At 73.2% G+C, this 22,443-nt stretch carries 17 protein-coding genes; 2 read left to right on the top strand and 15 right to left on the bottom strand.

What is annotated here, in order from left to right; genetic code table 11:
• Positions 1–29: 29 nt before the first annotated feature.
• Positions 30–2,117 (bottom strand): SpoIIE family protein phosphatase, encoded by a 2,088-nt coding sequence (locus A8713_RS28525; RefSeq protein WP_064536544.1) that lies wholly within the window; start codon positions 2,115–2,117, stop codon positions 30–32.
• A 122-nt stretch (positions 2,118–2,239) separates the two neighbouring features.
• Here A8713_RS28525 and A8713_RS28520 point away from each other — a divergent pair, with 122 nt between their 5' ends.
• Positions 2,240–3,664: a lipase maturation factor family protein gene (locus A8713_RS28520; RefSeq protein ID WP_064536543.1), complete on the top strand. Its 1,425-nt coding sequence runs from the start codon at positions 2,240–2,242 to the stop codon at positions 3,662–3,664.
• A 133-nt stretch (positions 3,665–3,797) separates the two neighbouring features.
• Here the strand turns inward: A8713_RS28520 and A8713_RS28515 are convergent, their stop codons facing one another.
• From A8713_RS28515 to A8713_RS28480, 8 genes are read right to left on the bottom strand one after another with little or no spacing between them, the layout of a single operon-like run.
• On the bottom strand, positions 3,798–4,652 hold the full coding sequence (locus A8713_RS28515; RefSeq protein WP_064536542.1) for an amidohydrolase family protein: 855 nt from the start codon (positions 4,650–4,652) through the stop codon (positions 3,798–3,800).
• Positions 4,649–4,963 (bottom strand): L-rhamnose mutarotase, encoded by a 315-nt coding sequence (locus A8713_RS28510; protein ID WP_064536541.1) that lies wholly within the window; start codon positions 4,961–4,963, stop codon positions 4,649–4,651. The genes A8713_RS28515 and A8713_RS28510 overlap by 4 nt, the downstream gene beginning before the upstream one ends.
• Positions 4,960–5,952, bottom strand: a complete 993-nt coding sequence (locus A8713_RS28505) for an aldo/keto reductase (RefSeq protein WP_064536540.1) — start codon at positions 5,950–5,952, stop codon at positions 4,960–4,962. The genes A8713_RS28510 and A8713_RS28505 overlap by 4 nt, the downstream gene beginning before the upstream one ends.
• Positions 5,949–6,704, bottom strand: coding sequence for an SDR family NAD(P)-dependent oxidoreductase (locus A8713_RS28500; RefSeq protein ID WP_064536539.1), 756 nt, complete (start codon positions 6,702–6,704; stop codon positions 5,949–5,951). Before A8713_RS28500 ends, A8713_RS28505 begins: the two co-directional genes overlap by 4 nt.
• On the bottom strand, positions 6,701–8,077 hold the full coding sequence (locus A8713_RS28495; RefSeq protein WP_064536538.1) for an L-fuconate dehydratase: 1,377 nt from the start codon (positions 8,075–8,077) through the stop codon (positions 6,701–6,703). Before A8713_RS28495 ends, A8713_RS28500 begins: the two co-directional genes overlap by 4 nt.
• A 34-nt stretch (positions 8,078–8,111) precedes the next feature.
• Positions 8,112–9,140, bottom strand: coding sequence for an ABC transporter permease (locus A8713_RS28490; RefSeq protein WP_064536537.1), 1,029 nt, complete (start codon positions 9,138–9,140; stop codon positions 8,112–8,114).
• Positions 9,133–10,638, bottom strand: coding sequence for a sugar ABC transporter ATP-binding protein (locus tag A8713_RS28485; protein WP_064537767.1), 1,506 nt, complete (start codon positions 10,636–10,638; stop codon positions 9,133–9,135). The genes A8713_RS28490 and A8713_RS28485 overlap by 8 nt, the downstream gene beginning before the upstream one ends.
• On the bottom strand, positions 10,635–11,735 hold the full coding sequence (locus tag A8713_RS28480) for a sugar ABC transporter substrate-binding protein (RefSeq protein WP_064536536.1): 1,101 nt from the start codon (positions 11,733–11,735) through the stop codon (positions 10,635–10,637). Before A8713_RS28480 ends, A8713_RS28485 begins: the two co-directional genes overlap by 4 nt.
• 303 nt (positions 11,736–12,038) lie before the next feature.
• On the opposite strand from A8713_RS28480, the gene A8713_RS28475 reads away from it, so the two are divergent.
• Complete coding sequence (locus tag A8713_RS28475; protein WP_064537766.1) at positions 12,039–12,710, top strand: FadR/GntR family transcriptional regulator; 672 nt, start codon at positions 12,039–12,041, stop codon at positions 12,708–12,710.
• A gap of 83 nt (positions 12,711–12,793) precedes the next feature.
• Here the strand turns inward: A8713_RS28475 and A8713_RS28470 are convergent, their stop codons facing one another.
• From A8713_RS28470 to A8713_RS28445, 6 genes are all read right to left on the bottom strand, one after another.
• The gene (locus A8713_RS28470; RefSeq protein ID WP_064536535.1) at positions 12,794–15,814 is read right to left on the bottom strand and encodes an alpha-mannosidase; all 3,021 of its coding nucleotides are present in this window, start codon (positions 15,812–15,814) and stop codon (positions 12,794–12,796) included.
• Between the two features lie 46 nt (positions 15,815–15,860).
• Positions 15,861–17,897 carry an endo-beta-N-acetylglucosaminidase gene (locus tag A8713_RS28465; RefSeq protein ID WP_064536534.1) on the bottom strand — a complete coding sequence of 679 codons (2,037 nt, stop codon included), beginning with the start codon at positions 17,895–17,897 and terminating at the stop codon, positions 15,861–15,863.
• On the bottom strand, positions 17,894–19,150 hold the full coding sequence (locus A8713_RS28460) for a glycoside hydrolase 5 family protein (RefSeq protein ID WP_107440724.1): 1,257 nt from the start codon (positions 19,148–19,150) through the stop codon (positions 17,894–17,896). Before A8713_RS28460 ends, A8713_RS28465 begins: the two co-directional genes overlap by 4 nt.
• A 96-nt stretch (positions 19,151–19,246) precedes the next feature.
• On the bottom strand, positions 19,247–20,164 hold the full coding sequence (locus tag A8713_RS28455) for a carbohydrate ABC transporter permease (protein ID WP_064536532.1): 918 nt from the start codon (positions 20,162–20,164) through the stop codon (positions 19,247–19,249).
• On the bottom strand, positions 20,161–21,117 hold the full coding sequence (locus tag A8713_RS28450; protein ID WP_064536531.1) for a carbohydrate ABC transporter permease: 957 nt from the start codon (positions 21,115–21,117) through the stop codon (positions 20,161–20,163). The genes A8713_RS28455 and A8713_RS28450 overlap by 4 nt, the downstream gene beginning before the upstream one ends.
• A gap of 6 nt (positions 21,118–21,123) precedes the next feature.
• Positions 21,124–22,416, bottom strand: coding sequence for an ABC transporter substrate-binding protein (locus A8713_RS28445; protein WP_064536530.1), 1,293 nt, complete (start codon positions 22,414–22,416; stop codon positions 21,124–21,126).
• Positions 22,417–22,443 lie beyond the last annotated feature (27 nt).

Here is a 22,443-nt window from a genome sequence, read left to right as displayed (position 1 = left end):
ACCGCAGCCCGGACCGGTCCCCCGGACGCTCACTCCGGCTCGTCTATGACGAACTCGCTCCACAGACACTTGCCGCCGCCGCGCGCCTCCACGCCCCACACGTCGGTGAGCCGGTCGACGAGGAGCAGCCCGCGCCCGGAGACGCCCTGCTCCCCCGGTTCGCGGCGGCGCGGCAGGGCACTGGAGGAGTCCTCGACCTCCACTCGCAGCCGCCGGTCGGTGCCGCTGAGCACCCGCAGGGTCACCACGGCGGCGCCCTCGGTGTGCATCAGGGCGTTGGTGATGAGTTCGTCGGCCACGAGTTCGATCTCGTCGGAGCGCTCGCGGGCGCCCCAGGAGCGCACGGTGGCGCGGATCATGTGGCGGGCCCGGGTCAGCGCCTCGGGGTCGCCCGGTGCGACATGGTGCTGGAGACGGCCCTCGGGCCGGCGTTCGGCGAGCGCGCGGCGGCGCAGCACCAGCAGGGCCACGTCGTCGTCCCCGCCGCGCTCCTCCGCCATGGCGATCAGCTGGTCGGCGAGGTCGCGTACGTCCTCGGGGCCCGCGCCGATCATGTCGACCAGGGCGCGCATGCCGTCGTCGAGGTCGGCGCCGGGCTGCTCGACGAGGCCGTCGGTGCACAGCACCAGGGACTGCCCGGGGTCGAGCTCCATGGCGCACACCGGGTACTCCAGGCTGCCGAACTCGGCGGACAGGCCGAGCGGCAGGCCGCCGTCGACCTCGACCCGGCGGCAGCTGCCGTCGACGTGCCGCACCAGCGGGTCGATGTGCCCGGCGCGGACCACCTGGACCACGCCGGTGGACAGGTCGGCCTCCGCGTACAGGCAGGTCGCGAAGCGGTCGGTGTCCAGTTCGTGCAGGAAGACGGAGGCGCGGGCCATCACGGTGGCCGGGGTGTGGCCCTCGGCGGCGTAGGCGCGCAGCACGATGCGGAGCTGGCCCATGACGGCGGCGGCGTGCGTGTCGTGGCCCTGGACGTCGCCGATGACCGCGCCGACCCGGCCGCCGGGCAGCGGGATCAGGTCGTACCAGTCGCCGCCGATGTCGCGGCCCAGGGAGCCGCCCGCGTAGCCGGAGCGGTAGCGCACGGCGACGTCGGCGCCGGGGACGCTGGGGATGGTGCGCGGCAGCATGGCCTGCTGGAGGCCCTGGGCGAGGTCCTTCTCCTGCTCGTAGAGCATGGCGCGCTGGAGGCTCTGCGCGATGCTGCTGCCCAGGGCGACCAGCAGGTTGCGCTCCTCCTGGGTGAAGCCGTGCCGGCCGCTGTAGAGCAGGCCCATGCCGCCGATGGGGCGGCCCTGGGCGATCAGCGGGAGGTAGGCGGCCGAGGTGATGCGCAGTCCGGTGATGTGCGGCCACAGGATGGGGTAGCGCTCGGCGAAGTCCTCCGGGGACTCGATGAAGCACGGGCTGAGGGTCCGCACGGCCTCGCTCATCGGGTAGGGCTCGTCGATCCGGGTGACGCGGGTGCCGGGCACGGAGCTGCCCTCGGGGCCCTCGGCGACCAGCCGGAGGCGGCCGGCCTCGACCAGGCCGAGGACCAGGCTGGTGGAGCCGAGCAGGGCCAGTCCGTGGCTGTCCTTGACGACGTCGATGACGTCCTGGACGGAGTGCGCGTGGGCGAGGGCCGCCGTGGTGGCCTGGACGACGTTGGTCTGCTCGCGCCGGGCGGCGGCCCGAGTCACCCGCTCCTGGCGGCCGGCGATGTCGTCCAGTTCCTCGGTGGCGTCGCGGATGATCCCGATGATCCGGTGCGGGCGCCCGGCCGCGTCCCGGCGGATGTAGCCCTGGGTGTGGATCCAGCGCAGCGTGCCGTCGCGGCGGCGCAGCCGCATGTAGGTGCCGTAGTTCTCGCGGCCCTCCCGCAGGGCGCGGCTCACCATGGCGTCCAGGCGGCGGCCCTCGGCGGCGGGGACCCGGCGGCCCAGGCTCTCGGGGCGGCCGTCGTACTCCTCGGGGGTGAGGTCGAAGATCCTGTGCGTCTGCGCGTCCATGCTGAGCAGACCGGTGTCCAGATCCCAGTCGAAGCTGCCCATGCGGTTGAGTGCCAGGATCGGATCCGGGTGCGCGGGCCAGTCGTCCGGGAGTGCCAGGGCGTGCGCTCCCCGTTCAGCCATGGGCCCACCTTGCCAGGAATTGGCCGATTCTTCGAGTTCTTCGAGTTCTTCGAGCGGACAGCGGGGGGAACCCGGTCCGCGGCGGGGGCCGGGGCACCGGCAGGGAAGGAGCGTGCACGACCGTGGGATGGTTCACCGCACCCGACTACTGGCTCGGCCGGCTGGTGTTCCAGCGGGCGCTGGCCGCCGTCTACCTCGTGGCGTTCCTGACGGCGGCCCTCCAGTTCCGGGCGCTGCTGGGCGAGCGCGGGATGCTGCCGATCCCCCGGTTCGTGGCGCGGGTGCCGTTCCGGCGGGCGCCGAGCCTGTTCCACCTGCGCTACTCGGACGGGCTCTTCGCGGCGGTCGCCTGGGGCGGGTGCGCGGTGTCGGCGGCGCTGCTGGCGGGGGCGGACGCGTGGCTTCCGCTGTGGGGCGCGCTGCTGCTGTGGCTGGTGCCGTGGGCGCTGTACCTGTCGATCGTGAACGTCGGGCAGACCTGGTACGGCTTCGGCTGGGAGTCGCTGCTGCTGGAGACCGGGTTCCTCGCGGTGTTCCTGGGCAACGACGAGGTGGCTCCGCCGGTCGTCGTGCTGTTCCTGCTGCGCTGGATCCTCTTCCGGGTGGAGTTCGGCGCGGGGCTGATCAAGCTGCGCGGCGACCCGTGCTGGCGGAACCTGACCTGCCTGTACTACCACCACGAGACCCAGCCGATGCCGGGCCCGCTGAGCTGGTTCTTCCACCGGCTGCCCGCGCCGCTGCACAAGGCGGAGACGGCCGCGAACCACCTCACGCAACTGGTGGTGCCATTCCTGCTGTTCACCCCGCAGCCGGTCGCCACGGCCGCCGCGGCGCTGATGATCCTCACCCAGCTGTGGCTGGTGGCCTCGGGCAACTTCGCCTGGCTGAACTGGATCACCGTCGTGCTCGCCCTGTCCGCGGTCCGCTGGCCGGGCGGCCCGCCGCCCGCCGTGGCCGCGCCCCCGCTGTGGTACGAGGTGCTGGTCCTGGCCGTGGCCGCGCTGCTGGTCCTCCTCAGCCACCGCCCGGTGCTGAACATGATCTCCCGCCGCCAGGTCATGAACCGCTCGTTCGACCCGCTGCACCTGGTCAACACCTACGGCGCGTTCGGCACCGTCGGCCGGATCCGGCACGAGGTGGTGATCGAGGGCACCCTCGACGAGGTGCCGCGCGAGGACTCCGACTGGCGGGAGTACGAGTTCAGGGGCAAGCCCGGGGACGTACGGCACTGGCCCCGGCAGTTCGCCCCGTACCATCTGCGCCTGGACTGGATGATGTGGTTCGCCGCGCTGTCCCCGGCGTACGCCGGGCCGTGGTTCGGCGCGCTGGTGGAACGGCTCCTGGAGAACGACCGCGACACATTGCGGCTGCTGCGCCGCTCGCCGTTCCCGCGCGACCGGCCGCCGCGCTTCGTCCGCGCCCGGCTGTTCCGCTACCGCTACACGACCTGGCCGGAGCTGCGCGCCACCGGGGCCTGCTGGGACCGGACTTTCGTACGGGAGTTCCTTGCGCCGACCCGGCTGGCGGGAGCGGCGCGGGATGACTGACGGGGTGCGGCGGGCTCCGGCGGGGGCGCCGTGCCAGGTGGGCCGGGCAGCCGGAACGGGCAGGCCGGAGGCCGTTGCGCGGCACCTGCGGCCTGGCCGTCGACGCCGACGGCACCCACCGGATGCGCTTCGACTACGAGCTGGACTGAGCCAGCCCGTAGACGCGGTCGGCCGTCCGGGTGAAGACCGCCGTGCGCTCGTGCGCGCCGAGTCCGGCGGTCAGCTCCCGCGCGGTGGCCAGGACCTCGGCGTAGGAGGCGGCCAGGGTGCACACCGGCCAGTCCGAGCCGAACATCAGCCGGTCCGGTCCGAAGGCGTCCAGCACCGTGTCCGCGTAGGGGCGCAGTCCCGCCGCGGTCCACGTGGCCGGGTCGGCCTCCGTGACCAGGCCCGACAGCTTGCAGACGGTGTTGGGCAGGGCGGCGAGCGCCCGGACGCCGCTCGCCCAGGGCTCGGTGCCGCCGGTGGCGGCGGGCGGTTTGCCCAGGTGGTCCAGGACGAAGGTGAGGCCGGGGTGGCGGGCCGCCGCCTCGGCGCAGGCGGGGAGCTGGCGGGGGACGACGACCAGGTCGTACACCAGGCCCGCGTCGGCGACGGCGGCCAGGCCCCGGCGCACCTCGGGGCGCAGCAGCCAGCGGGGGTCGGCCTCGCCCTGGACCTGGTGGCGGACGCCCTTGAGGCACCGGCCGCCGGGCAGGGCGCGCAGCCGCTCCAGTTCGTCCGCGATGTCGGCCCGGGTGAGGTCCGTCCAGCCGACGACGCCCGCGATCAGCTCGTGCGCCTCGGCCAGGGCCAGCAGCTCCGGGGTCTCCTCGGGCACGGTGACGGTCTGGACGAGGACGGTGCGCTCGATCCCGGCGGCGCGGGCCTCCGGGGCCAGGTCGGCGAGGGTGAAGTCGCGGCGCAGCGGGCGCAGCGCCGGACCGGTGATCCAGTCCTGGTCGCGGACGGACAGGTCCCATACGTGGTGATGGGCGTCGACGGTCACGGCAGCTCCCACACCACGGGCAGGCCCGCTCCGGCGCCGTCGCGGGAGTAGTCGTGCGCGACGTCGAGCAGGTCGGCCATGCGGGCCTGCCAGGCCACGTTGACCGGCAGCCGCTCCAGTGCGGCCAGGAGCCGGGTGTAGTCCTCGCACTCCAGGAGGTGGAACAGGTGGGTGCCGCTGCGCCAGATGGTCCACGAGGTGGCCCCGGCGGCGCGGATGGCGGCGGTGAGCGCGGCGGGCACCTCCCGGTGCGCGGCCTCGTAGGCGGCGACACGGTCGGCGCGCACCTCGGTGTGCAGGGCGACTCTCATACGGGCTCCTCTCTCGGCAGCAGGCCCCTCTCGCGCAGTTCCCGCCAGAAGGACGCGGGGACGGGGACGGCGTACTGCTCGGCGCAGTCGCGCACCTCGGCGGCCGAGCGGGCGCCGATCAGCACACTGGCCACGGCCGGGTGGGCGGCGCAGTGGGACAGGGCGGCGGCGCGCAGGGTGACGCCGTGCGCGCGGGCGGTCTCCCGCAGGCGCAGGGCCCGCTCCAGCAGCGCGGGCGGCGCCTGGGTGTAGTCGTACGTGGCGCCCGGCCGCGGATCGGCGAGCAGACCGGAGTTGAAGGCACCGCCGACGACCACGGAGACCCCGCGGGCCAGGGCGGCGGGCAGCAGGTCGGTCAGGGCGCTGTGGTCGAGGAGGGTGTGGCGGCCCGCGCACAGCACCACGTCGACATCGGTGTCGTGGACGAAGCGGGTCAGCAGCGCGCTCTGGTTCATCCCGGCGCCGATCGCGCCGACCAGGCCCTCGGCGCGCAGTCGCTCCAGGGCCGGGTAGCCCTCGCGGAAGGCCGCTTCGGCGTGGTCGTCGGGGTCGTGGAGATAGGCGATGTCGACGCGGTCGAGGCCGAGGCGGTCCAGGCTGGACTCCAGGGTGCGCCGGATGCCGTCGGCGGTGAAGTCCCAGACGCGGCGGTGGGTGGCGGGCACCGCGAATCCGGCGGCGAGATCGTCGCCGGTGCCGTCGCCGGTGCCGTCGCCGGTGCGGTCGGCGGGCTCCAGGCGGCGGCCCACCTTGGTGGACAGGGTGTACTCCGTCCTGGGGCGGGTGCGCAGGGCGGCGCCCAGCCGGCGTTCGGCCAGGCCGAGCCCGTAGTGGGGCGCGGTGTCGAAGTAGCGGATGCCCGCGTCCCAGGCGGCGGTGACCGCCTCGTGCGCCTGGTCCTCGCCGACCTCGGTGTACAGGTTGCCGAGGGCGGCGGTGCCGAAGCCGAGGGGGCCGATCTCGACGCCGGTCGCGCCCAGGGCCGTCACCGGGCCGCCGGACGCAGCCGCAGGCCCTGCATGCCGCCGTCGACCGCGAGCGCGGTGCCGGTGGTGGCGCCGGAGTGCGGGCCCGCCAGATAGGCGATGGCGGCGGCGACCTCGGCGGCGGTGACCAGGCGGCCGGTGGGCTGGCGGGCCTGGAGGGCGGCGCGTTCGGCGGCCGGGTCGGGGGCGGAGTCCAGCAGCCGGCCGACCCAGGGGGTGTCCACGGTGCCCGGGTTGACGCAGTTGACGCGGATGCCCTCGCGGATGTGGTCGGCGGCCATGGCGAGGGTGAGGGAGAGGACGGCGCCCTTGCTGGCGCTGTAGAGGGCGCGCTGCGGGAGGCCGGCGGTGGCCGCTATCGAACAGGTGTTGACGACGGCCGCGTGGTCGGAGGCGCGCAGGTGCGGCAGGGCGGCGCGGGTGGTGCGGACGATGCCGAGGACGTTGACGTCCAGGACGCGGTGCCACTCGGCGTCGTCGTTGTCCTCGACGGTGCCCTGGGCGCCGATGCCCGCGTTGTTGACGAGGATGTCGACTCCGCCGAGGGTGTCGGCGGCCGCCTCGACGGCGGTGCGCACCAGGACGTCGTCGGTCACGTCGGCACGGAAGGCGTACAGGGGCTTGTCCACGGCCGAGGGGTCCAGGTCCAGCACCGCGACATGGGCGCCCCGCCCGGCCAGGAGGTCGGCGGTGGCCCGGCCGATGCCGGAGGCGCCACCCGTCACCAGGGCCCTCAGTCCGTCGAAGTCGTTCATGCCGCGTGCCCCTTCTGCTGTGTCTGCTGTGCCAGGTCGGCGGCCCAGAAGGTGCCGCCGGGGAAGGTGTAGCGCGCGATGGACTCCGGCCGCATGGCGGCGGAGAAGCCGGGCGCGCTGGGGGCCGTGTAGCGGCCGTCGCGGATCACCACGGGGTCCAGGAAGTGGTCGTGGAGGTGGTCGACGTACTCGATGACGCGGTCCTCGGTGGTGCCGGTCAGGGCGACGTAGTCGAACATCGAGAGGTGCTGCACCAGTTCGCACAGGCCCACGCCCCCGGCGTGCGGGCAGACCGGCACGCCGTACTTGGCGGCGAGCAGCAGGATGGCGAGGTTCTCGTTGACGCCGCCGACGCGGGCCGCGTCGATCTGGAGCACGTCCAGGGCACCGGCCTGGAGCATCTGCTTGAAGACGACGCGGTTGTGCACGTGTTCGCCGGTGGCCACCTTCACCGGGGCCACCGCCTCGCGGATGGCCGCGTGGCCGAGGACGTCGTCGGGACTGGTGGGCTCCTCGATCCAGTACGGGTCGTAGGGGGCGAGCGCCCGGGTCCAGCGGATGGCCTCGGCCACGTCCCAGCGCTGGTTGGCGTCGACCGCGATGCGCACACCGGGTCCCACGACGGCGCGGGCCACCCGGCAGCGGCGTACGTCGTCGGCGAGGTCGGCGCCGACCTTCAGCTTGATCTGGGTGAAGCCGTCGGCGACGGCCTGGGCGGCGAGGCGGGTCAGCTTGGCGTCGTCGTAGCCGAGCCAGCCGGGGGTCGTGGTGTAGGCGGGGTAGCCCTGCGCCAGGAGGCGGGCGGTGCGCTCACCGGCGCCCTCCCGGCCGCGGCGCAGCAGGCCGAGGGCCTCGTCGGGGGTGAGGGCGTCGGTGAGGTAGCGGAAGTCGACCTGCCGCACCAGCCAGGCCGGGTCGGCCTCGGCGAGCAGCCGCCACAGCGGCTTTCCCGCGCGTTTGGCGGCGAGGTCCCACACGGCGTTGACGACCGCGCCGATCGCCATGTGCATCACGCCCTTCTCGGGCCCCAGCCAGCGCAGTTGGCTGTCGCCGACGAGGTCGCGGAAGAGCGAGCCGGGGTCGGCGCACAGTTCGTCGAGAGACCGTCCGACCACGTGGTGGCGCAGCGCGTGGACGGCGGCGACCTGGACGTCGTTGCCCCGCCCGATGGTGAAGGTGAAGCCATGGCCCTCGGCCCCGTCCGTGCCGTCTGTGCCATCTGTGCCGTTCGCCGCGTCGGTGCGCAGGACGACGTAGGCGGCCGAGTAGTCGGGGCCCGGGTTCATCGCGTCGGAGCCGTCCAGCTCGCGCGAGGTGGGGAAGCGGATGTCGTGGGTGTCGACCGCGGTGACACGGGCGGGCGTCGGGGACACGGGTGGCCTTTCGTCGGTGGCGGGGGCCGTGCGGTCAGTCCTGGGCGCGGCCCGTCGTCACGCGGGCGATCATGAGGGCGACCAGGATGATCCCGCCGTAGATGGCTTGGATCCAGAACGACGGCACCTGGGCGAGGGTGAGCAGGTTCTGCACCACGCCGAGCAGCAGGACGCCGGTGAGCGCGCCGAACATGGTGCCCCGGCCGCCGTCGAGGCTGATGCCGCCGATGACCGCCGCCGCGAACACCGTGAAGATCATGTTCTGGCCCTGGTTGGCGCTGATCGCGCCGACGTAGCCGGTCTGCATGATGCCGCCGACGGAGGCGAGGACACCGGCGACGACGAACACGCCGAGCATCACGCGCTCGACGCGGATCCCGGCCGCGCGCGCGGCGTCGGCGTTGCCGCCGATGGCGTACAGGGCGCGGCCCACGCGGTGGTGGCGCAGGACCAGGCCGGTGACGGCGAAGGCGACGGCGGCCAGCCACACCGACAGGGGGACGGTGAGGAAGGTGGTGGTGGCCAGCGAGGAGAAGCTGTCGGGCATGCCGAACAGCGTCTTGCCCTTGGTGGCGCCGACCAGCACTCCGCGCAGCACGATGAGCATGGCCAGGGTCACGATGAACGCGTTGAGCTTGAGGGTGACGACCAGGATGCCGTTGAAGGCGCCGACCACCGCTCCGGCGACCAGGATCGCCGGCAGGGCGAGCGGGGCGGCCAGTTCGGTGCCCCAGCCGGACTGGGCGGCGGGCAGGACGAGCAGGGCGCCGACGGCGGGTGCGATGCCCACGACCGATTCCAGGGACAGGTCGAACTTGCCGGTGATCAGCACCAGCGACTCGGCGAGCACCACCATGGCGAGGGCGGCGGACGAGCCGAGGACGGAGATCAGGTTGCGTTCGGTGAGGAACGAGTCGTTGACGACCGCGCCGAGCACCATGAGCAGCAACAGGGCCGGGACGAGGGCGAGTTCGCGGGCGCGGCGCAGCAGGACGGCCCTGGCCGGGCCCGCGCCGGCCGGGTGCGGTGGGGCGAGCGGCGCGGCCGTCTCGGTGTCAGCCATGGTCCACTCCTTCGATGGAGGCGATCAACTCGTGGTCGCGCCAGCCCGCCGGGTGCTCGGCGGTGATCCGGCCGTGGAAGAGGACGAGGACGCGGTCGCAGCGCCGCAGGTCGTCGAGTTCGTCGGAGACGACGAGCACGGCGGTGCCGTCCTCGCGGGCGCTGTCCACGCGGGCCAGCAGGGATTCCTTGGACTTCACGTCGACGCCAGCGGTGGGGTTGATGAGGACGAGCAGCCGCGGGTCACGGGCGAGGGCGCGGGCCATGACGACCTTCTGCGCGTTGCCGCCCGACAGGTCGGACACCGGCTGCTCGGGGCCCTCGGTGCGGATGCCGAGGCGGGTGACGAGGTCACCGGCGAGGGCGCGGCGGGCGCCGGTGCCGACGAAGCCGAACCGGCCGAGCCGGTCCAGGACGCTGAGGGTGGTGTTGTCGCCGACGGTCATCTGGGCCACCAGGCCCTGGTCGTGGCGGTCGCGCGGGACGCAGCCGACGCCCGCCGTCAGCGCGGCCCGTACGTCGCCGAACGGCAGGGCGCGGCCGTCGAGTTCGGCGCTGCCGCCGGTGGGGGTGTGCAGTCCGGCGAAGGACTCGGCCAGTTCGATCTTGCCGCTGCCGCTGGTGCCGGCGAGTCCGACGACCTCGCCGCCGCGCACGCTCAGGTCGATGTCGCGGTACGCGCCGGAGGTGAGGCCGTGCGCGGCGAGCACCACGGGGGCGTGGGCGGCGACCGGCTCACGGCTCAGGGCGCCGCCGGTGACCGACTCCCCCGCCATGGCCTCCACCAGGGCGGAGCGGGGCAGGTCCGCGACGGGGGCGGTGATGATCCAGCGGGCGTCGCGCAGCACGGTGACGGTCTGGCAGACCTCGTACACCTCCTGGAGGTGGTGGGAGATGAACAGGAAGGTGACGCCGGAGTCCTGGAGGGTCCGCATCCGGGTGAACAGCCGCTCTATCTCCCGGTTGTCGAGCTGGGCGGTGGGTTCGTCCAGGACGATGAACCGGGCGCCGAGGCTGAGGGCCCGCGCGATCTCGACCATCTGCCGGTCCTCGACGCGGAGTTCGGCTGTGCGGGCGCCGGGGTCGACGCGTACGTCCCAGGCGTCCAGGAGCGCGGCGGCCTCCTCGCGCAGCCGCCGCCAGCTGATCAGGCCGCCGCGTCCGGTGGGCTGGCGGTTGATGAACAGGTTCTCGGCGACAGTGAGTTCGGGGACGGCGGTCGGCTTCTGGTAGACGCAGGCGACCTTGCGGCGCCAGGCGTCACGGTCGCCGAGCGGGGGCGCGCTCGCGCCGTCGAAGCGGATCTCGCCCGCGTCGGGGGCCTGGAGGCCGGTGAGCAGGGTGACGAGGGTGGACTTGCCGGCGCCGTTGCGGCCGACGAGGGCGTGGGACTCGCCGCTGTGCACGGTGAGACGGCCGTCGGCGAGGGCGACGGTGGCTCCGTAGCGCTTGGTGACGCCCCGCGCCTCGGCCAGCGGGGCGGTGTCGGGGGCGCTCATCGGACCGTGTTGCCCCACAGCGCCCGGTCGTCGACGTTCTCCTTGGTGACCAGGGGCGCGGGCAACTGGTCCTCCAGGACTCCGTTGGGCAGCTTCACGATGGTGGAGCCGTGGTCGGTGGGGCCCGGCGCGAACGTCTTCCCCTGCATGGCCGCCTTGACGTAGTACAAGCCGTACTTGGCGTAGGCGTCGGCCGGCTGGGAGACGGTGGCGTCGATCTCGCCCTTGCGGATGGCGTCGAACTCCTGCGGGATGCCGTCGTTGGAGACGATGGCGATGTGCCCGGCCGTCCCGGCCTTCTTCAGCAGGTTCTTGGACTTCAGGGTCTGCAGGGTGGGCGCCAGGTAGACGCCGCCGGCCTGCAGGTAGATGCCCTTGAGGTCGGGGTTGGCGTTCAGCAGGGTGTCGAGTCTGGCGGCGGCGGTGTCGGACTCCCACTTGGCGGGGATCTCCAGCACCTTCAGCTTCGGGAAGTTCTTCCGCACGCAGGCGCGGAACGCCTCCGAGCGCTCACGGCCGTTGACGGAGGCGAGGTCGCCCATGATCTGCACGACCTTGCCGGAGTCGAGGTGCGCGCCGAGGTACCGGCAGGCCTTCTCGCCGTACGCGATGTTGTCGGCGCGCACGACCATGGCGACCTTGCCCTTGTCGGGTGCCACGTCGACGGCGACCACGGGGACGCCCTTGCGTTCGGCCTGGTCGAGTCCGGCCTGGACGGCGGCGCTGTCCAGCGGGGCCACGACCAGGCCCTCGACGCCCTGGTTCAGCTCGTTGTTGATGTCGGTGATCTGCTGCGAGGGGTCGCTGTTGGAGTTGACCGTCTTGAGCGCGTCCACGCCTTGGGACGCGGCCATCTTGGGCACGTAGTCGTTGTAGGACTGCCAGAACGGCGAGGTCAGCAGGGGCAGGACGACACCGACCTTGCCGCTGCCGCCGCTCCCAGCGCCGGCCGCGCCGCCGTCCTTGGTGCTGCCGCAGGCCGTCAGCGCCAGCGCGCCGCAGGCGGCGACGGCCGCCGCGCGCACCGCCGCCGCCGGGAACCGCCTGCCGTGCAGCCGCCTGCCTTGCCGTCCGTTCCGCGCTTGTGTGCCGGCCATCTGTCGGCTCCTCATCGGGCGAGATCGAGCAGTTGCCCGCATACTTATCAGACCACTTGATGCCCGGGACACCCTCCGGAGCCACTTTTCCCGGCCGGACGGCCATAGTGGTCCGACCACCTCGATCGTTAGACTGCGGCGCACGGCGACAGGAGGAGTGGCGTGGAGCAGACCCCGACCGGACCGGCCGAGCGGACGGAGCCGGGCCCGGACGGCGCCGCGCGTGCCGCGCATGCCGGTCCGAAGGAGAGCGAGGCGGCGGAGGCGGCGCAGAGCGCCGCCGGTGCCGGCCAGAAGGGCACCGTGACGCAGCGGGCCATCGAGCGGATCAAGGCGATGATCGCCGAGGGCCGGCTGGAGCCGGGCCAGCGGCTGCCGACCGAGCGGGACCTCGCCGCCGGGCTGGGCATCTCCCGCAGCTCCGTGCGCGAGGCGATACGCGCGCTCACCGTGCTCGGTGTGCTGGAGGCCCGGCACGGATCGGGCATCTACGTCACGCAGTTGGAGGCCGGCGACCTGCTGGAGACGTTCGGGGTGGTGGCCGACCTGACCCGCGGGCCGCGCCTGGTCGAGCTGCTGGAGGTGCGCCGGGTCCTGGAGTCGACGGCGACCGCGCTGGCGGCGGCGCGGATCACCCCGGAGCGGCTGGCCGAGGTGGAGAAGCACCTCACGGCCATGAACGCCACCGACGACCCGGAGGAGATCCTCGCCCACGACCTGGCCTTCCACCGCGAGATAGCGGCGGCCGCGGGCAACGGGACGATGGCCGCGATCCTGGAGGGCCTGTCCTCACGCACCTTCCGCGCCCGGGTCTGGCGCGGCTACCAGGAAGAGGGTGCGTTCGCCCGTACCCGCCGCGAACACGCCGCGATCTTCCGGGCGTTGGCGGCCCATGACCCGGAGGCGGCCCGCGCGGCGGCGGCGTCCCACGTCGGCGAGGTGGAGGAGTGGCTGCGCGCCCGGCTCGCGGGGTGACGGCGGACCACGGGTGAGGACACGGGCGGGAACGCCGCAGGGCGGCCCGGCGCGTGCGTGCCGGACCGCCCTCCCGTACTGACTCAGGCGCGCCGCAGCCGCAGCGTCACCAGCTCGAACGGACGCAGCCGCACCGCGATCCGCTCGCCGTCGCGCTCCACGGCCGGGGCGTCGGCCAGCGGGCGCTCCAGCAGGTCGGTCGCCACGGCGTCGGCGACCTCGAACCCGGCGGTCAGCGTGGCCCGCGCCCGGCCGCCGTGGGCCTCGTGGAAGCGGACGACCACGTCGCCGCTGCCGTCGTCGGCGAGCTTGAGAGCCGTCACGACCACCGCGTCGTCGTCGACGGCCAGCAGCGGGGCGACCGCGCCCGCGCCGGTCAGCCGCCGCTCGGGCACGTTGATCCGCCAGCCCTCGCGGACCGCGCCGCCGATGTCGGCGCCGGGCACCAGGGCGTGCCGGAAGCGGTGGACGCCCTGGTCGGTCTCCGGGTCGGGGAAGCGCGGCGCGCGCAGCAGCGACACCCGGACGGTGGTGGTCGTGCCCAGGTCGCCGTCGGTGCGGACGGCGCGGGTCACGTCGTGGCCGTACGTCGAGTCGTTGACCAGGGCGACGCCCCAGCCGGGCTCGGCCACGTGCACGAACCGGTGGTTGCACGCCTCGAACTTGGCGGCCTCCCACGAGGTGTTGGTGTGGGTGGGCCGGTGGAAGTGCCCGAACTGGGTCTCCGACGCGTACCGTTCGGCGTGCACGTCCAGCGGGAAGGCCAGCTTGAGGAACTTCTCCGTCTCGTGCCAGTCGACCTCGGTGTCCAGGAGCAGCCGCCGCTCGCCCGCGGCCAGCGACAGCACCTGCGTGACGCGGGAGTCGCCGAAGGAGCGCACGACGCGCACCGAGGCGCCGTCCTCGCCCGCCGTGACCTCGTCCGCGTCCGTCAGGTCGGTGACCGTGTTGCGGTAGAACTCGTCCACGTCCCAGGCGTCCCACATGTTCGGGAAGTCGGGGTGCAGCTGGAGCAGGTTGGCGGCCCGGCCGGGGGCGACGGTCTCGCGCTCGGCCTCGATGTCGTACGCCGAGACGACCAGGCCCCGCTCGTCGATCTCGACGCGCAGCACGCCGTTGTCCAGGACGTGTCCGCCGCCCTGGCGGGGCGTGAGCCGGGTGCCGCCCGCGACGGCCGGTGCGGCGGCGCCGCCCGCCGGGACACCGCAGCGGCCGTGCGGGGCCGCGTTGAAGACGAGCGGGGTGGCGCCCTCGCCGGCCAGCGCGCGCTGCGCGCCGTCGATGATCGCGTCCAGCTCGGCGGCGACCCGCTCGTAGGTGGCGCGGGCCTCGCGGTGCACCCAGGCGATGGACGAGCCGGGCAGGATGTCGTGGAACTGGTGCAGCAGCACCGTCTTCCAGATCCGGTCCAGGTCCTCGTAGGGGTAGGGGAACCCGGCGCGCACGGCGGCGGTGGCCGCCCACAGCTCCGCCTCGCGCAGCAGGTGCTCGCTGCGCCGGTTGCCCTGCTTGGTCTTGGCCTGGCTGGTCAGGGTGGCGCGGTGCAGTTCGAGGTACAGCTCGCCGACCCAGACGGGCGGTTCGGGGTACTCGGCCTCGGCCTTGTCGAAGAACGCCTCGGGGGTCTCCCACACCACCTGCGCGGAGCCCTCCAGGTCGCGCAGCCGGGCGGCCTTGGCGACCATCTCGCGGGTGGTGCCGCCGCCGCCGTCGCCCCAGCCGGTGGGCGCCAGCGAGTGCCGGGCGACGCCCTTGTCCTTGAAGTTGCGGGCCGCGTGCGCGATCTCGCTGCCCTTCATGGAGCAGTTGTAGGTGTCGACGGGCGGGAAGTGCGTGAAGATCCGGGTGCCGTCGATGCCCTCCCACTGGAAGGTGTGGTGCGGGAACTTGTTCGTCTGCGACCAGGAGATCTTCTGCGTGAGCAGCCGCTTGGAGCCGGCCGCCTTGATGATCTGCGGCAGACCGGCGGCGAAGCCGAAGGTGTCGGGCAGCCACGCCTCGTCGTTCTCGACGCCGAACTCGTCGAGGAAGAACCGCTTGCCGTGCACGAACTGGCGGGCCATGGCCTCCGAGCCGGGCATGTTGGTGTCGGACTCCACCCACATGCCGCCGGCCGGCACGAACCGCCCGTCCGCGACGGCCTTCTTGACCCGCGCCCACACCTCGGGCCGGTGCTCCTTGATCCACGCCCACTGCTGCGCCTGGGACATGGCGAAGACGAAGTCGGGCTCGTCCTCCAGCAGGGCGGTCATGTTGGACGTCGTACGCGCCACCTTGCGCACCGTCTCGCGCAGCGGCCACAGCCAGGCGGAGTCGATGTGCGCGTGGCCGACCGCGCTGATGCGGTGCGCGGAGGGCACGGCGGGCGCGGAGAGCACGCCGGTGAGCTGGGCGCGGGCCCGCTCGGCGGTGCCGTTGACGTCCTGGAGGTCCACCAGGTCCAGCGCCCGGTCCACGGCGCGCAGGATCTCGTAGCGGCGCTGGGAGTCCTCGGGCAGCTCGGCCATCAGCTCGCCGAGCACCTCCAGGTCGATGACGAGCTGCCACACGGTCTCGTCGAAGACGGCGAGGTCCATCCGGGTCAGCGTGTACTGCGGGTCGCTGCCCGCGGTCTCCTTGTCGCCGAGCTGGGTGGGCAGGAAGGGGTGGTAGTCGAGGATGACGGGGTTGGAGGCCGCCTCGATGTGCAGGCGCACCTCCTCGCCGCCCTCGACGGGGGCGCCGATCCGGACCCACTGGTTGCGCGGGTTGAGGCCCTTCACCGGGGTGCCGTCGGGCCGGTAGACCAGGCCCTCGCACTGGAAGCCGGGCATGTTCTCGTCGAAGCCGAGGTCGAGCAGGGCCTCGACGGACCTGCCTGCCCACGCCTCGGGAACGGTGCCGGTCACCCGGAACCAGCTGGTGCCCCACGGAGCACCCCAGCGGGCGCCCACCGCGATCGGCTCGGGCTCGGCGGCCAGTCCCTCGGCGACCGGCACGGGCTCCCCGGGCGCGTGCCACACGGCCACGTCCAGGGGCACGGACTCGGGGTACACGGCGGGGCGGATGCGCTCGTCGAGTACGCGCTTGAGGCGGGCTTCGACCAGGCTGCGGTCGTCATGCATGCGGAATGCTCCGTAGGTCTGCGTCTGCGGGTGGATCAGTCGGTGGTTACCAGCGGTGGCCGAGGGCGGCGGCGGCCGAGGAGGTGTACAGCTCCCCCACCGCCCGTACCTCGAACCGTACGGCCCGCTCGCCCGGTGCGGGAGTCAGGCCGGTGACGAAGTAGGCGCGCTGGCCGGTGCCGCCCAGGAAGCGGCGGGTGCCGTCGGGCAGCACGCGGTGCACGGTGTAGTGGCGGACCGTGCCGGGCGCCGGGTGGTCCCAGGCCAGGCGCAGGTCGCCGCCCGAGGCCGCGGTGACCCGGGGCCGGACGGGGGCGGCCGGGGTGGTGGTGCGCTCGCGCACGGCGAGGCCGCCGAGCCGCCAGCGGACCGGGCCGCCGCCGGTGGCGGTGAGCCGGATCCCGAGGGCGTGCACGGTCCCGGACCGGCCGGGCAGCCGCACCGCGGTGGTCCGCCAGCCGTCGCCGCGCCCGGCCGGCAGCGGCAGGTACGTGTACGGCGGCGGGTTCCCGGCGCCGTCCGGTTCGGCGGTCGCCACGGCCAGCTCGACGCGTACGTTCCCGGCGTCGGCGCGGTGGGTCAGCTCGACGACGGTGTTGCGGCCGAGCGGCAGCCGGGTCGTGTAGAGGTCCAGGACGGCGGGCCGGTCGAGCGCGCCGGACACCAGGAGGCTGCTGCCGCCGTGCCAGGCGTCGGCGAAGTCGAAGGCGACGGCGGGCCGCTGCCCTTCGGTGCGCACGCTCCAGCGGCGGGCGGGCAGCCGGTCCTGGAGGCCGAGGTGGTTCCAGGGGGTGTCGGAGGTGACCTCGCCCCGCTCGTGCCAGCGCAGTCCGTGGCCGGTGTTGAAGACGGTCGCGAACGGCAGGGAGGTGACGGTGGACCGGTCGGCGGCGAAGACGGCCGGTGCCCGCCAGGGGTCGGCGGCATCGGGCCGGGACGGGTCGAGGGAGCGGCCGGTCCAGAACCGGTCGTCGGCGGCGTGGAACGCCTCCGGGGTGTGCCCGGCGGGCAGGTGGCCCCGGGTCCACTCCGGCCGGTAGAGGCCGACTGAGGTGGTGTGCGCGGTGCCGGCGGGCACGATCGCGTCCCAGTCCACGGGAGTGTCCGAGCCGCGGGACTCCACGTCGACACCGGCCCACAGCTCGTAGCGGCTGCGGCCCAGCGCGTCGGCCCTGCGGGCGGAGGAGGCCAGCGAGCCCGCGCTCCAGCGGAAGTCGACGAACAGGTCGTCGGCGGCCTCGTACAGTGCCTGGTTGCGGTCGTTCAGCGCGCCCTGCCAGCTCACCGTGCCGTCCACGGTCATGGCGTCGTACCAGGTGACGCGCTGTCCGCGGGCGGCGGCGAGCGTCTTCAGCTCGCGGACGAAGCCGAGCATGGCGGCGCCGAGCGCGCTGTCGCCGCCGCCGGTCTCGGCGTTGACGAACCAGCCGTCGAAGCCGTACGCCGCCGCGACCGCGACGAGCTGGGCGGCGAGCGGGTGGTGCCCGGCGGCGTCCCGCTGCACCAGGTCGCTGGTCCAGCGGAGCTGTCCGCCGTAGGCGGCGGGCGGCAGGAAGACGTTGCCGAGGACGGGGACGCCGTGCCGGTGCGCGGCGTCCACGATCGGCGCGTTCGGCGCGAGGATCAGCCCCTCGCCGGACGAGCCGCCCCAGAAGACCAGCTCGTCGATGTACGCCCAGTGGGTGAGGGCGTAGTAGTCGGCGGTGGCCGAGCCCTGGGAGGGGTTGCCCGCGGTGGGACCGAAGGAGACCAGGGACTGGATACGGGCCTGGTCCGCGCGGGCCGTGGTGTTGGCCGGGGCCGGGGTGAAGCGCCGGGCGAGCGGCACGGAGGCCCGGTTGAAGGGCAGGTCGGTGTCGGTGGCGGCGCGCCAGCTCTTCAGACTGCGCCAGGTGATGCCCTCGCCGGGGCTGCCGTCGGGCAGCGAGTCGGGGTACCAGTAGGAGGCGAGCGGCCGCAGGCCGGTGGCGGCGGCGCGGGACGCCGTCGGCTCGGCCGCGGCGGCGGGCAGGGACAGCGCGGGCAGGGCGGCGGTCGCGGCGCCCGCGAGCAGGACGGTGCGCCGGGCGGGGTGGTGACTCACGAGCGGGTGCCTCCTGGAGGGGTGGGGAGTACCTGATCGGGGGTGACGACGTCCGTGATGCCGCGGGCGGCCAGGTGGTCCCGGTCGGCCGCCCGGGTGTCGAGGACGGTGGCGGGGCGGGCGCCGTCGGCGGTGAGCCGGAAGAACGCCTCGAAGACGTCGCCGCCGGGCGCGCAGCGGGAGCGGGCGGCCGGGTCGGCGGGCACGGTCAGGGCGGTGGTGCGCGGGGCCGGGGCGTAGGTGTGCTCGCGGGCCGCGCGGGCGAGGCTGCGGGCGCTGTCCTTGGGGCGGCGGTCGTTGGTGAGCAGGCCGAGGCTGTACTCGAGTTCGGGGAAGTCGGCCAGCTCGCGCGAGACGTCGTGGGAACACCACCAGGTGATGCCCCACAGGTCGGGGCAGTCCAGCGCGTTGGCGACGGTGGCCTCGGTGAAGGCGGCGGCGTGCTCGGCGGGGATCAGGGGGGCGGGCGCGCCGACCTCCTGGAGCCAGACGGGGCGGTGCGGGTCGCCGGCCCATGCCTTGCTCAGCTCGATGAGGTAGGCGGCGTGGTGCTCGGTGGGCACGGAGGTGCGGCCGTGGCGCTGGGCGGTGCCGTTGAAGACCCAGGAGTGCACGGCGGTCAGCGCGCCGTGCCGGGCGGCCTGGTCCGGGGTGAACGGCATGTCGTCCTGGTACCAGGTGGCGTCGTACTCGGCGTGCAGGTGCATCCTGCCGGGGGCGCCCTGCTCGCAGGCGGCGAGCATCCGCTCCAGCCAGGCGTCGATCTGGTCGGCGGTGGCCCGGTCCGGGTCGGGGTGGGGCCCGGCGGAGAACTGGTTGACCTCGTTGCCGAGGGTCATGCCGAGGAAGTTGGGGCGGCCGTCGAGGGCGGCGGCCAGGGTGCGCAGATAGGCGGCCTGGCCGTCCAGGACCTCGGGGTCGGTGAAGAGGTTGCGGCGGTGCCAGGTGCGGGTCCAGGCGGGCAGGAAGTCGAAGCTGGACAGGTGTCCCTGGAGGCCGTCCACGTTGACGTCGAGCCCGCGTTCCCCGGCCGCGTCGACGAGCTGCACCAGCTGCTCCACGGCGCGCGGCCGGATCAGGGCGCGGTCGGGCTGGAAGTAGGGCCACAGCGGGAAGACCCGGACGTGGTCGAGGCCGAGCGCGGCGATGGAGTCCAGGTCGGCGCGTACGGCGTCGAGGTCGAAGTCGAGCCAGTGGTGGAACCACCCCTGGCTCGGGGTGTAGTTGACGCCGAAGCGCACGGCAGAAGGCATGCGGGATCCTTGCGAGGTGGGGGTACGGGGGTCCGGCGCGCGAGAGCTACGGTGACGGCCGGCCGCGGGGCCGCTCCGGGGAGCGGCCCCGGGCGCTCAGCCCTTGACGGCGCCCTCGCCGACCCCGCGGAAGAAGTAGCGCTGGAGGCAGGCGAAGAGGGCGATCAGCGGGGCCACGGCGATGACGGTGCCGGCGGCGACCAGCCGTTCGTCGTTGGCGAAGGTGCCGTGCAGGTAGTTCAGGCCGATGGTCAGGGTGAACCGGGACGGGTCGCTGAGCACGATGAGCGGCCACAGGAAGTCGTCCCAGGCGCCCATGAAGGCGAAGATCGCCACGACGGCGAGGGTGCCCTTGACCGACGGCAGCGCGATCCGCAGGAACCGCTGCCAGACGTTGGCGCCGTCGACGTAGGCGGCCTCCTCGATCTCGTAGGGCAGGTTCAGGAAGGCGTTGCGCATCAGCAGGACGTTCAGCGACGCGACGGCGCCGGGCAGCAGGACACCGACGAGGGTGTTGTTCAGGCCCAGCTCCCGCATGGTGGTGAACTGGGCGATGATGATGCCCTCCGCGGGCACGAGCATCGCCAGCACGAAGACCAGGGTGGCGACCCGGCGGCCCCGGTAGCGCAGCCGGGCCAGGGCGTAGCCGGCCAGGGCCGAGCCGACGCAGTTGGTGACGACGTTGGCGGCGGCGACCTTGAGGGAGTTGAAGGCGTAGTCCCAGACCGGGATGGTGTCGGCGACCCGCTCGTAGTTGTGCAGGGTGGGGTCGCCGGGCAGGAACTTGGGCGGGGAGCTGAAGATGTCCTCGGTGGGGCCCTTGAGCGAGGTGGACAGCTGCCACACGAACGGGCCGACGGTCAGGGCGAGCACGGCCAGCAGCAGGACGTAGCGCAGGACCAGTTCCCACACCCGGTAGCGGCGGCCGTTCTCGTCGGTGAAGCGGGGCTTGCGCGGGCGCGCCGGGGTCTTGCGGGCCGGGGTCTTGCGGGCCGGGGTCTCGACGGTGCTCACGCGTCCTCCTTCCGGTCCGCGCGCAGGACGAGCAGCATGAGGATCACGGTGATGACGAACACCACCAGGGAGATGGCGGAGGCGTAGCCGACGCGGCCGGACAGGCCGGTGCCGGTGCGCTGGATGAGCATGACCAGGGTGGTGTCCTCGCCCGCGGGCCCGCCGCTGGGGCCGGCCATCAGGTAGACCTCGGAGAACACCTTGAAGGCGGCGACCGAGGAGAGCGCGGCGACCAGGACCATGGTGGAGCGGACGGCCGGGACGGTGACGGTGAAGAAGCGGCGCACCGCGCCCGCGCCGTCCACGGCGGCGGCCTCGTGCAGTTCGCGCGGCACGTTGGCGAGCGCCGCGAGGTAGACGATCATGTAGTAGCCGAGGCCCTTCCAGACCGTGACGGCCATGGCGCTGACCAGCAGCAGCCACTGGTCGCTGAGGAAGCCGACCTTGTCAAGACCGACCGTCTCCAGGAGCGAGTTCACCAGTCCGCGTTCGTCCAGCATCCAGACCCAGATCAGGCCGACCACGACGATCGAGGCGACGACCGGGGTGTAGAAGGCGGACCGGAAGAAGGTGATGCCCGGGATGTTCTTCTGCACCAGCATGGCCAGCAGCAGCGGCAGGATCACCAGCGCCGGGACGGTGCCGACCATGTACAGGGTGCTGTTGCGCAGGCCGATCCAGAAGGCGTCGTCGTGCAGCAGCTCGCGGAAGTTGGCGAGGCCGACGTAGTGGCCGGGGATCAGGGTGCGCCGGTCGGTGAAGGCGTTGATCACCGTGGAGATGAACGGGTACAGGATGAAGACGGCGGTGACCAGCAGTCCGGGTGCGGCGAACAGCCAGGGACTGGCGGGCAGTTGGCGCCGGATGCGGGTCGCCGGGCGGCTCCCGGCGACCCGGCCGGGGCGCCGGGCCGGGCGCTTCGCGGGCGCCCGGGAGACGGTCGAGGTGGACATGGTGCGTTATCCCTGCTGCTTCAGAAGCTGGTCACATGCCTTGACAGCGTTGTCGAGCGCGTCCTTGGGGCTCTGCTTGCCCTGGAGCGCCTTGGCGACCTCGTTGCGCAGCGCCGTCTTCATCTGGTCGCTGAACTGCACGGGCGTGTAGTTGACCGCGGTCTTCAGGGACTTGGCGGCGGCGACCCGGACCCGGGTCTCGTCGGTGCCGTCCTCCTTGGTGAAGTACGGGTCGTTGAGCGAGCCGGCGGTGCTCGGGAAGATGGCGACCTTCTTGGCGAAGGACATCTGGTGCTCGGCGTCGGTGACGAAGTGCGCGAACGCGACGGCGGCGGGCGTGTTCTTGGTCTTCGCGTTCACCATCAGGCCCTGCACGTACATGTTGACGTGGCCGGTGCTGGTGATCTGGTCGGTGATGCCGATGTTCTTGTACAGGTTCGGCGCCTGCTTCTTGAAGTTGTCCAGGTCCAGGGCGCTGCCCGGGTTCATGGCCACGGCACCGGTGAGGAACTTCTTGCCGGTCGACTCCGGGGTGGCGGTGAGCGCCTGCGCGTCGAGCGCCTTGGCGTCGTACAACTGCTTGTACTTGGTGAGGAGTTCGACACCCTTCGCGTCGTTGAAGGCGAAGCCGGTGCCCTCCTTGTTCGTCAGCGTCGAGCCGTAGCGGCCGAAGTCCTCGATGGTGGGCACGTTGGCGAGGGTGGCGACCTTGCCGCCGGTCTTCTCGGCCAGCTGGAGGGCGTCCGTGAAGAGCTCGTCGTACGTCTTCGGCGGCTTCTCGGCGTCCAGGCCCGCCTGCTTGAAGAGGGTCTTGTTGTAGAACAGCGGGCCGGTGTTCAGGTACCAGGGGAAGGCGTACGTGCCGGGCAGGCCGGGGACCTGGTGGCTGGCCCAGGCGCCGGGCAGGTACTCGCCCTTGTACTTGGCGGCGGCCTTGTCCAGGTCCATCGCCAGGCCCGCCTTGGCGAGCGGCGCGACCAGGTCCGGGGCGACGTTGACGACGTCGGGCAGGGTGCCGCCGGCCGCGTCCGCGCTGATCTTGTCGGGGTAGCCCTCGGCGGGCTGGTCGACCCACTTGACGTGCGCGCCCGGGTACTTCTTCTCGAAGTCGCCGATGACGCCCTCGAAGTAGTCCTTGAAGTTGGCGCGCAGGTTCCAGGTCTGGAAGGTGATGTTGCCCTCGACCTTGCCCGACGCGTCCGTCGAACCGGCGTCGTCCCCGCCGGAGCCACAGGCGCTCAACGGCAGGACGAGGGCGGTGATGGCTGCGGCGGCGAGTGCTCTGCGGGATATGGGCACGGTGACACGGCTCCCTTGCGGCGTCGA

Source organism: Streptomyces sp. SAT1, from assembly GCF_001654495.1.
GTDB lineage: Bacteria > Actinomycetota > Actinomycetes > Streptomycetales > Streptomycetaceae > Streptomyces > Streptomyces andamanensis.
This window is presented reverse-complemented; position numbering and strand designations above follow the sequence as displayed.

What these genes read in the sequence shown, in the direction of transcription:
- A8713_RS28525 (WP_064536544.1), bottom strand. Translation starts at nt 2,117, where the DNA reads ATGGCTGAACGGGGAGCGCACGCCCTGGCACTCCCGGACGACTGGCCC.
- A8713_RS28510 (WP_064536541.1), bottom strand. Translation starts at nt 4,963, where the DNA reads ATGAGAGTCGCCCTGCACACCGAGGTGCGCGCCGACCGTGTCGCCGCC.
- A8713_RS28500 (WP_064536539.1), bottom strand. Translation starts at nt 6,704, where the DNA reads ATGAACGACTTCGACGGACTGAGGGCCCTGGTGACGGGTGGCGCCTCC.
- A8713_RS28490 (WP_064536537.1), bottom strand. Translation starts at nt 9,140, where the DNA reads ATGGCTGACACCGAGACGGCCGCGCCGCTCGCCCCACCGCACCCGGCC.
- A8713_RS28485 (WP_064537767.1), bottom strand. Translation starts at nt 10,638, where the DNA reads ATGAGCGCCCCCGACACCGCCCCGCTGGCCGAGGCGCGGGGCGTCACC.
- A8713_RS28480 (WP_064536536.1), bottom strand. Translation starts at nt 11,735, where the DNA reads ATGGCCGGCACACAAGCGCGGAACGGACGGCAAGGCAGGCGGCTGCAC.
- A8713_RS28470 (WP_064536535.1), bottom strand. Translation starts at nt 15,814, where the DNA reads ATGCATGACGACCGCAGCCTGGTCGAAGCCCGCCTCAAGCGCGTACTC.
- A8713_RS28460 (WP_107440724.1), bottom strand. Translation starts at nt 19,150, where the DNA reads ATGCCTTCTGCCGTGCGCTTCGGCGTCAACTACACCCCGAGCCAGGGG.
- A8713_RS28450 (WP_064536531.1), bottom strand. Translation starts at nt 21,117, where the DNA reads ATGTCCACCTCGACCGTCTCCCGGGCGCCCGCGAAGCGCCCGGCCCGG.